General features: G+C 42.5%; 10 protein-coding genes and 2 pseudogenes. 5 read left to right on the plus strand and 7 right to left on the minus strand.

Annotated elements, in window-relative coordinates; all coding sequences use genetic code 11:
* The coding region (locus V7K85_RS27375; protein ID WP_442940627.1) for a WD40 repeat domain-containing protein at nucleotides 1-430 on the plus strand (430 nt) is incomplete at its 5' end.
* A gap of 249 nt (nucleotides 431-679) precedes the next feature.
* Here the strand turns inward: V7K85_RS27375 and V7K85_RS27380 are convergent.
* Nucleotides 680-1,483, minus strand: coding sequence for an Rpn family recombination-promoting nuclease/putative transposase (locus V7K85_RS27380; RefSeq protein WP_334818429.1), 804 nt, complete (start codon nucleotides 1,481-1,483; stop codon nucleotides 680-682).
* An 86-nt stretch (nucleotides 1,484-1,569) separates the two neighbouring features.
* Between V7K85_RS27380 and V7K85_RS27385 the strand changes: the two genes are divergently transcribed.
* Nucleotides 1,570-1,794 carry a hypothetical protein gene (locus tag V7K85_RS27385; protein ID WP_334818431.1) on the plus strand — a complete coding sequence of 75 codons (225 nt, stop codon included), beginning with the start codon at nucleotides 1,570-1,572 and terminating at the stop codon, nucleotides 1,792-1,794.
* 74 nt (nucleotides 1,795-1,868) lie between these two features.
* On the opposite strand, the gene V7K85_RS27390 is transcribed toward V7K85_RS27385, so the two are convergent.
* Nucleotides 1,869-2,741 carry an S-methyl-5'-thioadenosine phosphorylase gene (locus tag V7K85_RS27390; RefSeq protein WP_334818433.1) on the minus strand — a complete coding sequence of 291 codons (873 nt, stop codon included), beginning with the start codon at nucleotides 2,739-2,741 and terminating at the stop codon, nucleotides 1,869-1,871.
* Nucleotides 2,742-3,170: 429 nt separating this feature from the next.
* Between V7K85_RS27390 and V7K85_RS27395 the strand changes: the two genes are divergently transcribed.
* Together V7K85_RS27395 and V7K85_RS27400 are read left to right on the plus strand one after the other, a co-directional pair.
* Nucleotides 3,171-5,426 carry a beta strand repeat-containing protein gene (locus tag V7K85_RS27395; protein WP_334818435.1) on the plus strand — a complete coding sequence of 752 codons (2,256 nt, stop codon included), beginning with the start codon at nucleotides 3,171-3,173 and terminating at the stop codon, nucleotides 5,424-5,426.
* 345 nt (nucleotides 5,427-5,771) lie between these two features.
* A complete protein-coding gene (locus tag V7K85_RS27400) occupies nucleotides 5,772-6,896 on the plus strand; it encodes a metallophosphoesterase family protein (RefSeq protein WP_334818437.1) in 1,125 nt (374 codons plus the stop codon).
* Nucleotides 6,897-7,257: 361 nt separating this feature from the next.
* On the opposite strand, the gene V7K85_RS27405 is transcribed toward V7K85_RS27400, so the two are convergent.
* Nucleotides 7,258-7,689 carry a nucleoside deaminase gene (locus V7K85_RS27405; protein ID WP_334818439.1) on the minus strand — a complete coding sequence of 144 codons (432 nt, stop codon included), beginning with the start codon at nucleotides 7,687-7,689 and terminating at the stop codon, nucleotides 7,258-7,260.
* Nucleotides 7,690-7,703: 14 nt separating this feature from the next.
* Between V7K85_RS27405 and V7K85_RS27410 the strand changes: the two genes are divergently transcribed.
* Entirely contained in the window at nucleotides 7,704-8,627 is a 924-nt protein-coding gene (locus tag V7K85_RS27410) for a nucleoside hydrolase (protein WP_334818441.1), read from the plus strand.
* Between the two features lie 236 nt (nucleotides 8,628-8,863).
* Here the strand turns inward: V7K85_RS27410 and V7K85_RS27415 are convergent.
* The 4 genes and pseudogenes from V7K85_RS27415 to V7K85_RS27430 form a co-directional block, all read right to left on the minus strand.
* A pseudogene (locus V7K85_RS27415) lies at nucleotides 8,864-9,598 on the minus strand (PepSY-associated TM helix domain-containing protein).
* Between the two features lie 75 nt (nucleotides 9,599-9,673).
* A complete protein-coding gene (locus V7K85_RS27420; protein ID WP_334818443.1) occupies nucleotides 9,674-9,850 on the minus strand; it encodes a hypothetical protein in 177 nt (58 codons plus the stop codon).
* Between the two features lie 781 nt (nucleotides 9,851-10,631).
* Nucleotides 10,632-11,069: pseudogene (locus tag V7K85_RS27425) on the minus strand (Clp protease N-terminal domain-containing protein); the annotation flags it as partial.
* Nucleotides 11,070-11,836: 767 nt separating this feature from the next.
* Nucleotides 11,837-12,049: a hypothetical protein gene (locus tag V7K85_RS27430; protein WP_334818445.1), complete on the minus strand. Its 213-nt coding sequence runs from the start codon at nucleotides 12,047-12,049 to the stop codon at nucleotides 11,837-11,839.
* Nucleotides 12,050-12,190 lie beyond the last annotated feature (141 nt).

Here is a 12,190-nt window from a genome sequence, read left to right on the forward strand (position 1 = left end):
CCCCGACGGTCAAACCATTGCCTCTGCCAGTCGTGACAAGACGGTGAAACTGTGGAATCGCAACGGGCAACTCCTGCAAACTCTCCAAGGTCATAACGGTTCGGTTTGGGGCGTGGTATTTAGCCCCGACAGTCGAACCATTGCCTCTGCCAGTAATGACAAGACGGTGAAGCTGTGGAATCGCAACGGGCAACTCCTGCAAACTCTCCAAGGTCATAGCGATTCGGTTTTAGGCGTGGCATTTAGCCCCGACGGTAAAACCATTGCCTCTGCCAGTGATGACCAGACGGTGAAACTGTGGAATCTCAATTTGGATGTAGATTATTTAATGGTTAAGGGTTGTGCTTGGGTGCGCGATTATTTGCAAAATAACCCCAATGTGAGTAAGAAGGATAAGCATCTATGTGATGATATTGGCACACGCAGGTGATAAACCTCTCCCTGCCTTGAACTTTAGTTCAAGGCTGTCCCTCTCCGAGTCGGAGAGGGACGGTTTTGCGTAGTAAAACCAGGGAGAGGTCTTTTGATTGGGCTACGCAAAGAGATTTGATGGTGGAATCACTCTTGCTCTAATTTCAGAAACTGCGATCGCCTGTATGATTTTATGATGATGGTGCGATCGCTCTTGCTGTCATCTCAGAAACTATTCTGATTCGGAAAATTCCCCAATTCTGTTGTATTAACCTTGATTTTGCGCCAACCAAGCTTCTAAATCCGTTAAACCCGAAAAATCAAGTAAAGCCTCTGCTAAATCATCCAACTGTGTTGAATCTAAAGCTTGTATTTTCAATAACTGTGCAGGTGGAACAGTTCCAACCTTACGCCGAAGTAGTCGCATAACAATCGATAAAACTCCTTCCTGCAAAATATCCTGATAAATTACAAACTCGCGCATAGGATCACTCCGTAATAATCTTTTAATCAGTTCCTTGTTTAATACTAACCCAGCTAATACTGCCGTTGACGCAGCAATATTACTTTGTGTACGTTGGTCGTTTATTTGCTCAATAGCTTGTGCAACCTGTTGTAATGTTCGCGTTTTATCCTCAGTTTGACTGAGGGTTGCGAACGGTAACAAACCAGGAGTATTCAAAAATATCTCGCTTGGTTGCTCCCAAAGACGAATAACGCCGAACTCATGACAGGTATTTTCTAAGACAAAAGCTGTTTGCTGGACTAATTCGGATGTGGTGGGTTGCAGGTAAATGACAACTTGATGCATCCGCTTTCGGGGAAATCTGCGATATACCCGTAACCGATAATCAGTCATCCGAAAAGGAATTTCGGCTTTTGCTTCGGTTTGAAATTCGATATGCAGAACAATTTCATCTGACTGTAACAGAATTAACGCATCTGCTCGAATCGGTTCGAGGGATAATTCTGATGGACTGAGTTGGGTGAGTGCAATAGATTCACCAAGTAACCAAGTGGCGAAATCGGCTGAATATGACTCTGCTAAAAAGCGACAGACGTTATCAAACATAGACAGGTATTATATCAGCAAGATATTTGCCACACAATTTTAGATTTTGGATTTTGGATTGACCAAAAAGATTTTAGTAATGAGCGATGTCTACGACGGGCTACGCCTACGCCTGTATGATTTGTGATGATGGTGCGATGTCTACGACGGGCTACGCCTACGCACTATCATCAGCTAGACACAACAAACAAGCAAAGCCTCATAACGAAAATCATGATTTTGTTGATGAAAATCATGATTTTGTTAATGAAAACCATGATTTTGGTGATGACAGCTTATATATTCACACGCGTAGGCGTAGCCCGTCGTAGACATCGCTATAGCTGTAATCTGAGAAAGTGCCGCAGCTACGCCCATGATAGACATCGCTCATTGATCACCAACACTACAAATACTTCTGCAACAATAACCCTAACTTTTCCTTCGTCGCTGCTGGTACTTTATCCAACTGAGTCAAAATCGCATGTTGCAACGCCGAATGCGCCTCACTCGGTGGCGGATTTTCACTCAAGCGCCGCACAGTTTCTTGAATCACCCTTTGAGCATTCACCGCATTCCGCAGCAAATTGCTAATCACGATTTCCACCGTCACAGTGTCATGGTCTGGATGCCAACAATCATAATCTGTCACCAGCGCTAAAGTTGCATAGGCAATTTCCGCTTCCCTAGCCAACTTTGCCTCTGGTAAATTCGTCATCCCAATAATTGTTGCACCCCAACTGCGGTAAAGATTCGATTCTGCCTTGGTGGAAAAAGCTGGCCCTTCCATGCACACATAAGTACCGCCGCGATGGAGGGTAACTTCTGGTAAATTGAGAGATGCGATCGCATCTGCCAACACAACAGCCAAATTCTTACATATCGGATCACCAAAAGCAATGTGAGCAACAATTCCTTCACCGAAAAAGGTTGAAATCCGATTTTTCGTTCTGTCAATAAACTGATCTGGCACCACCATATCCAGTGGTTTTGCCTCTTCTTTCAAGGAACCCACAGCACTCGCTGAAATTAAATATTCCACGCCCAATTGCTTCATCGCATAGATATTAGCGCGAAACGGTAACTCAGACGGTAACAGCGTGTGATTGCGACCATGACGCGCCAAAAAAGCTACCCCTGTACCATCCAAAGTCCCCAGAATCAAAGCATCAGATGGTGAACCAAAAGGAGTCTGGACATGCACCTCTTCTACATCTTTTAGCGCGTCCATTTTATACAGACCGCTACCACCAATAATCCCAATACTAGCTTGAGCCATGATTTTGAACCTGTTCCTTGCTGATCTGCTAAGTTATTTTACCGAAAACGGGAGTAGCAGAGAAGCCAACAAACAAAGCGATTACATTTCATGCCGCTAACACTATTGAATTATTACCCATTAATTGTCAGTTTACGCTCATGTGAAGTGCGGAATGTGAGTTATAAGGGCAAGGTTTTGGCTGTTTAATCGGTGCTTTATTTCCGCCGCACTGTACTAGCGATAAACATGGGAACATTCGGGCATTTTTAATGGGTTATTTTTTGATGCAGTGTGAAAACCTGGAATTTAGATTTTATAAGGCGCAGCTTTTCAATTTGACCTCTCACTAAGGTGAGCAGTAGAAAAAATACTTGCATATTCGTAATAATATCAACATGAGTCTTGATATCAATCTTATACAACCGGAAAAAAATTGGAGTAAGAGCAATGTCTACATTTACCGTCACTAATACTAACAACAGTGGTCTAGGTTCACTACGGCAGGCAGTTCTAGATGCCAATGCTCTTTCAGGAAAAGACATCATCAATTTTGGTGGACTGTTTACTGATGGGCTGGCTCATAGTATCAGTTTGACTGGTAGTGGTCTCATTATCACAGATGACCTTAGCATTCAAGGCACAAATCCCAGCTTACTAACCATTAAGGATAATACTGCTGACCGTGTTTTTGACATCGGCAGTCGTGTAACATCTGCAATCAATGGGCTGACTATTACCAATAGCTACAAAAACGCCGGAGGTGGCGGTGCCATCTCCAATAAAGGTGTCCTTACTTTGAACTCCAGTACAATCACTGGCAACAGCGCAAAGGTCAACACAACAGAGGACGGATACCTTCTCGGCGAGGGCGGCGGCATTTACAACACTGGCAGCCTGACAGTGAACTACAGCACCATCGCTGGCAACACAGCAGTGGGTGGCGGCGGCATTTACAACGAGGGCAGCCTAACCGTAAACCACAGCATCATCACTGACAATACTGCAAGTAGAGATGGCGGCGGCATTTTAAGCGGTAGCCGTGTCACCATAATAACCGTGAACTACAGCACCATCGCTGGCAACACAGTAAGTGACGGTGCCGGTGGCGGCATTTACAATACTGGCGGCCTGACCGTGAACCACAGCACCATCACTGAGAACACTGCAAATGGCGGTACTGGAGGTAGTAGCACCTCTTACGGCACTGGTGGCGGCATTTACAACGACGCGAGCAGCCTCACTGTGAACTATAGCACCATCACTAAGAACACTGCAAGTAGCGGTGGCGGCATCGAAAGCAGCACGTACACTACCACTACAACACCTGTAACAACAGTGAACCACAGCATCATCAGTGGCAACACAGCAATTAACGGCGGCGGAATCTTCATCGACCTTTCCAGCTTCATCCAAACTCTATTAGTGAGTAACAGCAGTATTAGTGACAACTCGGCAAGGTCTAACGGCGGCGGTATCTTTGTTACCGGCGACTCCCCCGGCGGCATTACTATGACAGTCAGTAATAGCAGTATTAGTGGCAACTCGGCACTCAAAGGCAGCGGCGGTGGGATCTATGATGGTGCCAATGGCAACGGGGGATATGATGATTTTAACGGTATTACGATAATTCCCGACTTCCTCATTAGCACTATAACTATAACTAAGAGTATCATTAGTGACAATTCGGCAGGGGCAAACGGCGGCGCGATCTATAATTATTCCGACGAAGATTCTTCTGTTCCTAATTTAACCTCCAGCACTATAACTGTAACTAACAGCACCATTAGTAGCAATTCGGCAGGGGCAAACGGCGGCGCGATCTATAATTTGGGTACTATAACTGTAACTAAGAGCACAATTAGTGGCAACACCGCACTCAAAGGCGGCGGCGGGATCTATAATGGCGGCTTTACCTACCCCGGCTATAGAGAAGCTGATAATGCATCTTTAGGCAACCTGACGGTGAGCAATAGCACTATCAATAACAATCATGCATCCACTGGAAGCGGCATTTACAATAATGGCACCCTATTGGTGAGTTACAGCACCATCAGTAATAACTATGCCACGGACTACGGCGGCGGCATCTACAACTCTAGCTTTAATGAGTTCGGCACCTTCTACCCTAACTTTAATGATGTGGGCTACACCTACCCTAACTCTAAGAATTTCACCACCATGTACAAGGGGTTAGGTGTCGTTACCGTGAGTCATAGCACCATTAGTGGGAATACGGCAGGAAGCTCTGGCGGTGGCATCTACAATAGTGCTGATCAAGACTTTGGCAAGATGATACAATTTTCTAAAGGCACTTTATATGATGTTACTATTACATACAATGGCTTAGGCATCGTTACCGTGAGCAATAGCACCATAAGTGGCAATCAGGCACACTTTGGCAGTGGCATCTACAATGATAGCATTCTAACGGTGGGCAACAGCATTATCAGGCATAATAAAGCTTTCGGGATCGAACTCAGTTCTGGTAAAGAAGAGTCTGGCAAGGGTGGTGGCATTTACAACTCTAACTCTAGCTATGCCACGGCCACAGTAGACTACAGCACGATCGCTTGTAACTTTGACACACCAGAAAAGGATTCAAATAAGGTTATCAAGTCTGATGATCTAGTAGGTAAATTCATCGCCAAATACCATGATAACCGGGTTGGCAACCTCAGTGGCAGTACTTTTTCTTATTCTTAATAACTAATCCAGGATTGCTCGCTATGCTGAACAAGCGATAGGCAAGAAAAGCTATCTGCTGCTCAAAAAACAGAAAATTGGTTGAAGCGCGTTTTAGAAATATCAAGTAGAGAATCTGAATCACTGAGCGCTTGACTTTTGGGTTTTAGCAATCAAATTTCTGATAATTTGTGCAGATTAATGGTTATATTCAGCCTGGAAATTAATTGTCAGCATAGCGTTTAATCTATGCTCAATGTATACAAATATTAAGTAAATGCACTCCTGAGCAGCGAAACAAAGCAAGCGTTATACTTTTGGGAAAAGGCTTGTTTTAATCTCTGCTTTTAACATTTTCATAAATCAATGACTCTCAATTTTCGCTTTGCGGTAGTCAGTGACTTACACCTGGCACTTCCCCACACAATCTGGGATCATCCCAATCGGTTCCATCTAGTAGAAGTCAGTATCTCGGCATTTAAAAGTGTACTAGAACATTTAACACAACTCGATTTAGATTTCTTGTTATTGCCAGGAGATTTAACCCAGCACGGGGAACCAGAAAACCACGCCTGGTTGCAACAATTTTTAGCCCAGCTACCTTTTCCCGTCTATGTTGTTCCTGGCAATCATGACGTTCCTGTGCTGTTGGCCGATCAGCAATCAATTGCTTTTGCAGATTTTCCCTACTATTACACGAAGTTTGGCTATGAAGATCCGCAGCAGATTTACTACATTCGTCAGTTAGTGCCTGGAGTTAAGCTGATTGGATTGAATTCTAACTCCTTTAATGACCAGGGTGAGCAGGTGGGGTGTTTGGATGCCAAACAGCTACGGTGGTTAGAAGAGGCGCTGGCGGCATCTGGTGATGAATTAGTTTTGGTGATGGTGCATCATAATGTAGTCGAGCATTTGCCCAATCAATCAAGCCACCCACTGGCAAATCGCTATATGTTGGCGAATTCAGCAGAACTATTGCAGTTGCTGAGGCGCTACGGAGTCAAGCTAGTATTTACCGGGCATTTGCACGTTCAGGATATTGCTTACTCAGATGGAGTATATGATATTACCACTGGCTCTTTAGTGAGCTATCCTCACCCTTATCGGGTGCTAGAGTTTCATCGGGATAACGAAGGTAAAGAATCGTTGCAAATTGTATCGCATCGGATAGAATCAGTGCCTGAGTTCCCCAACTTGCAACAGTCATCGCGGCAGTGGATGGGCGATCGCTCTTTCCCTTTCTTAATCAAGCTACTAACTCACTCTCCATTAAACTTACCATTATCACAGGCAAAAGAATTAGCTCCTGGTTTGCGAGACTTCTGGTCAACTATTGCTGATGGGGATGCAGTATTAGATTACCCTCATTTTCCGCTAGAAGTGCGGCGCTACATTCAGACCTATAGTGCATTGGCGCAGCCCAATCCAGGTATGGCTACTAGTGGAACTCTTACCCTAATTGATAATAACAGCACACTTTTGCTGAGTTAGGAGTGATCAGTAGCCTCTTTGCATCAGCCCCCAAACTATCACGCTGACTGGACTTTGTTTGACAAATCGTTCAAAGATTGTACACAGTATTTACCCTATTATTCTGTATTCCTTTTTAGATTGCGATCGCTCCTGCCATAATTCTCCGATCAAAAGTCACCTTGGCAGGGCTACTCCTAACTCCTAACTCTGTCAATTTTAGATTTTGAATTTTGGATTTTGGTGAAGCAGCGCGGTCTTCTCCCAAAGGGAGAGGCTAGCGCCAAGGGGGTTTCCCCCATGAGTAACTGCACCAAGCCGAAAGGATTTAAGAAAAAATCTAAAATCTAAAATCCAAAATTGAATGACTCCTAACTCCTAACTAATTACCGATATCTTCATTCCAAAGTTCCGAGTTAGTTTCAATAAACTCACTCATCATTTGTTCGCATTCGTCAAGATTAAGATCAATTACTTCCACACCGTGAGATACCATAAATTCTTTAGCACCAGGAAAAGTTCTGGATTCTCCAGCGATGACTTTTTTAATGCCAAATTGTACCACTGCCCCAGCGCAGAGGTAACACGGCATTAAAGTTGAATAGAGTGTTGTACCTCTGTAGCTGCCAACTCTCCCAGCATTGCGGAGACAATCGATTTCGGCGTGAGTGACAGGATCGGCGTCTTGCACACGTTTATTGTGTCCTCTGCCGAGAATTTTGCCATCCTTGACAAGAACCGAACCAATGGGAATTCCACCTTCTTGTCTGCCTTGTTTTGCTTCTTGAATTGCAACTTCCATAAACTCATTCATATTAATTCCCTTTTATGTCAAAACAATTTGTATTAATGGATCACGATGGCGGTGTAGATGATTATCTAGCAACTATGCTGCTGTTGACAATGGATCATATTGAACTCCTTGGTGTTGTCGTCACTCCAGCAGATTGCTACGTTCAACCAGCTGTTAGCGCCACACGTAAAATTATAGATTTGATGGGATTTTCTCATATCTCGGTTGCAGAAAGCACTGTGCGCGGTATCAATCCATTTCCTACTCTCTATCGCCGTGATTCGTTTATCGTTGACCATCTTCCCATTCTCAATCAAAGCGAAACCATCACTACGCCTTTGGTTGCCGAAACAGGTCAAGATTTTATGATCAAGGTGTTGCGGGAGGCATCAGACCCCGTAACGTTGATGCTAACTGGCCCGTTGACCACAGTTGCAGTGGCTTTGGACAAAGCACCAGACATTGAAGCCAAGATTCACAAAATTGTGTGGATGGGGGGTGCGTTGAATGTTGGTGGTAATGTGGAAAAAAGTCTGGAAGCAGGACAAGATGGTTCTGCCGAATGGAATGTTTATTGGGACGCAATTTCAGCAGCGCGGGTATGGCAAACCCAAATTGAAATTATTATGTGTCCTTTGGATTTAACTAACAATGTCCCAGTCACATCGGAGTTAGTATACAAAATGGGACGACAACGCCACTATCCCATCTCTGATTTAGCTGGACAATGTTATGCACTAGTTATCCCCCAAGATTATTATTTTTGGGATGTTTTAGCAACAGCTTATCTGGGACACCCGGAATTCTATCAATTGCGCGAATGGGAAACAGAAATTATCACCATAGGTCTGAGTCAGGGGCGTACTAAAGTAGTTCCTGGTGGTCGGAAAATTTATGCGATGGATAAAGTAGATAAAGAGGCTTTTTATGGTTATATTTTGCAGCAATGGGCAAGGTAAATAATCCAGATTTGAAATTTACAAGTAATTACGTAGCACTTGCGATCGCTTGGCGTTTTGTCTGTATAGCTCAATTTTATCATCGATTGTTAATGATAAATCAGCATCAATTACAACTTTGAGTTCAATATATAAAAATTGTTGAGAGATAAAATTTTGCGTTTCTACTTTTGGGCATTTGCTTGTGTGAGTAAACTAGTCGTAGGTCTTTTGCGTAGACGCAAAGCGGTTTGTCGCTAGACATCGCGCCACATCACAAATCCTGTGATAAATAAAATTAAAGGCGCAAGTCCAACAAAAACATAGAGAATGCGTGTTGGTAAACCTCCAAAAGTGCCATAGTGTAAAGGGGTCATGCCATTAACAATGTGATCGCCTAGAGGTAACTTCAACGCATTCCGCACATTCAGAACTTGACCTGTGTATTGGTCAAAGGTGACAGAACTACCGCCATACTCATCAGTTTCTTGGGGAAGTTTTTTACCGATTTCAAATACCTCTTCTGGTGCTTTGGGTATGCGGATATAAGTTGTTGTCGCTTTGGGCAGTGAGGCATCTGCTTTTGGCAAAATTTCACTGAGCGTTAAAGGAGTTTTACCCGGCAGAGGTTTAGAAACAAAAGTCGGTTGTTGTGGAGTCAGAGTTAGTGCGTAAATTGCGGGAATCGTGTAATCCCAAAAGTTCCAGCAAAAGCCTGTAATGGCACTCAAGAATAGAAACACCGCAGCCACAATGCCAGCGACTTTATGTACATCGTAGTTAACGCGCTTGGGATGAGCATCCCATTTGATTTTGAAGCCTGTAATCAACTTACGCCAGCCTGACCAAAGCAGCGTTCCAGAAATGCTCAAAAGCATCATTAAAAAGGCAATCACCCCGATGAATTACCGACCGGGTTCATCGGCTAAAAGAGAGTAGTGAAAGGTGCGGACGAGATCAAAAAAGCTGTTGCTTTGTTTCTGAAACCCCATCACTTTTCCAGTGTAAGGGTTTACATAGGCATGGGCGCGATCGCTCCCAAGTGCTTCAAAATTGACCGATGACAATTAAAACTCAAATGAGATAGAACCTAAAACGGTCAGTGGTTCTTGCGGCACAATCCAGTATCCACTGGATCTGTAGTACTCAATATTCGTCAGGTTTTTCACATTGAATTGCACCTTCCAGTTGTCCCGTTTGTAGAAAGCGGATGCATCAACGCGGAAGTAGCTGGGAATTTGCAAAGCAGTATTAGATTGAAATTATTATGTATCTTTTGGATTTAACTAATAAGGTAATATTTGAGAGTTATAGATAAAGATTATCAAATATCTAGAGCAATTCTAACAACTTGTATTAAAGGATCGCGATCGCGGTGTAGATGACTATTTAGCAACTATGCTGCTGTTAACGATGGATAATACTGAACTTCTCGGCTGAACGGTATTTCTCTCAAACAAAAAAATGAGCTATGGTTGGTAATATTCGGTTGCAAGCCTCAACTAAATTATTTTTACTATCTAATTCAGCAACTGTTGCTTTCAAAATTTTGAGTGCTGTCTTGGCGAATTTTTGCATTCTTTCTTTTGTAGGCTGTTGCCCAGCTGCTGCTAAAACTAGCACTTGCTCTAATGCTTCATTTTTATCATCACTTGTCAATGATAAATCAGCATCAATTACAGCTTTGAGTTCAATCAATAATTCTTTAATTCCTGGTTGATTATCTTGATTGGAGATTGGTAACTGATTAATTACATTGTCAATATCTTCACTTGAGGCAGATGTTCTCCCTTGAATCAACTTTTCAATCGCTTGAATTAATACTTTCGCCTCTGTCAAAATAGTGGTGAGTCTATCTAAGTTTTGCTCAACTCTTTTCGATGTGATAACGACACCTACTTTCATTCCTGCGTCATCAACTTCAATTGGCTTAAAGTTTTGCTTAACTCTTTTCGATGCGATAACAACACCTTCAATTGGCTCATTCGATGTGATAACGACACCTTCAATTGGCTCAGATGTCCTCTCATGTATTTGTTGGATAATTCGATTGCGAAGCTCTGCTAAATCAACATTTAATACTGACAAAACTTTGACAGCTACGCATTCACTTTCTCTTTCTCTAATTAAACCTAACAGTAGATGTTCTGTACTGATGTAATTGTGTCCTTGTTGGCGCGATTCTTCCAAAGTAAACTCTAAAACTTTTTTGGCACGGGGGGTAAAAGGGATTTCTAAAGTAACAAACCCTGAACCTCTGCCCATAAGTTTTTCCACTTCTATCCGAGTATCTTTGAGATTAACACCCATTGATTTTAAGATCCGAGAAGCAATACCAGTTCCTTCACCAATTAATCCGAGTAACAGTTGTTCTGTTCCTATAAAATTATGACCAAGGCGGCGTGATTCTTCCTGTGCTAGCATTATCACCTTAATGCTTTTTTCTGTAAACCGTTCAAACATAATTTACTCCGATAATTCAACAAAAATCAGTAAAACCATTAATCTAGGAATGATCATAAAAATTCTGGAAATTTCAAACGTGGAAACATAAGTCTTTTTTTGTCATTTGAGCTATTTCAACTTCTAGTTTGTGTATTCTAAATGTCTGCGATCGCATAAAATTACTCCCCTATGAATTGCGATCGCCCTGACTTCAGAATCCGGTTTGGCGATTATGCAAATGGAGTGCGTGTCCGAAGGACTTAAAACTCAGCGCACCAAAAGGGATCGCAGCTTGTAGATGCTGGTTTCTCATTGTTCGTTGTTAGACAGATATATCCCTCCGTATTATCTCGTAATCTTTTTTACAAATAAAATCGGAATTCCTATATCCCTTGCTGATATTCAGAAAAATTCTGGATATCAAATGTATCATAATGCTAACGGAAACCCTCTAGGTTATGATACTTCACCAAGGCACCTTCATGAATAGTGAAGTAAACGGGTGTGCCAGTATGTAGGTAGTCTGGCATTCTTCTTTTATTTCTGTCATACATTACTATCGTTTAAGGTGACAAGCTGAATATTCGCATCCTTGAACCATTCAATAAAGCGTCTGATGCCACGGAAGATTACATATACATTGTCACTATCAGTTTCAGAGGCAACAAACCCAAAGGGAACGTCCTTTTCGGCAAATTAGACATCTCCAGAAACTAAATATGCGTTATCCAGAACCCTTGTAGAGACGCGAAATTTCGCGTCTCTACTCTCTTTTTCGGAGATGTCTATTCAGTGTTTAGCTGGAACAGATTCTCAAGCTGAAATCTTTGTAAGTTCTTTTTAAGAGAGAACAAATTGAACTGCTTATACGCTTCTTGAGTTAACCCTGCCAGCTTTCGAGCCATTTCACCATCAAAACTTTCAGGGTAGGCATCGGTATCCAATTTAGAAATAATTACTCTATCTATTGACTGGTTTGAATCGTCTAAATCGCGCATAACTTCTACCTAGATATTAAGAACGGCTGGTTGGATAGATTTTCTCAATTTAAGAGCTTCAATCTATTGAGCCTAATTATGCTAAAGTATTATATAGTATAGTACCGTATATTTATTTAGACTTTGGCAGATATATAAAAT

This window comes from Nostoc sp., from assembly GCF_036917615.1.
Lineage (GTDB): Bacteria > Cyanobacteriota > Cyanobacteriia > Cyanobacteriales > Nostocaceae > Nostoc.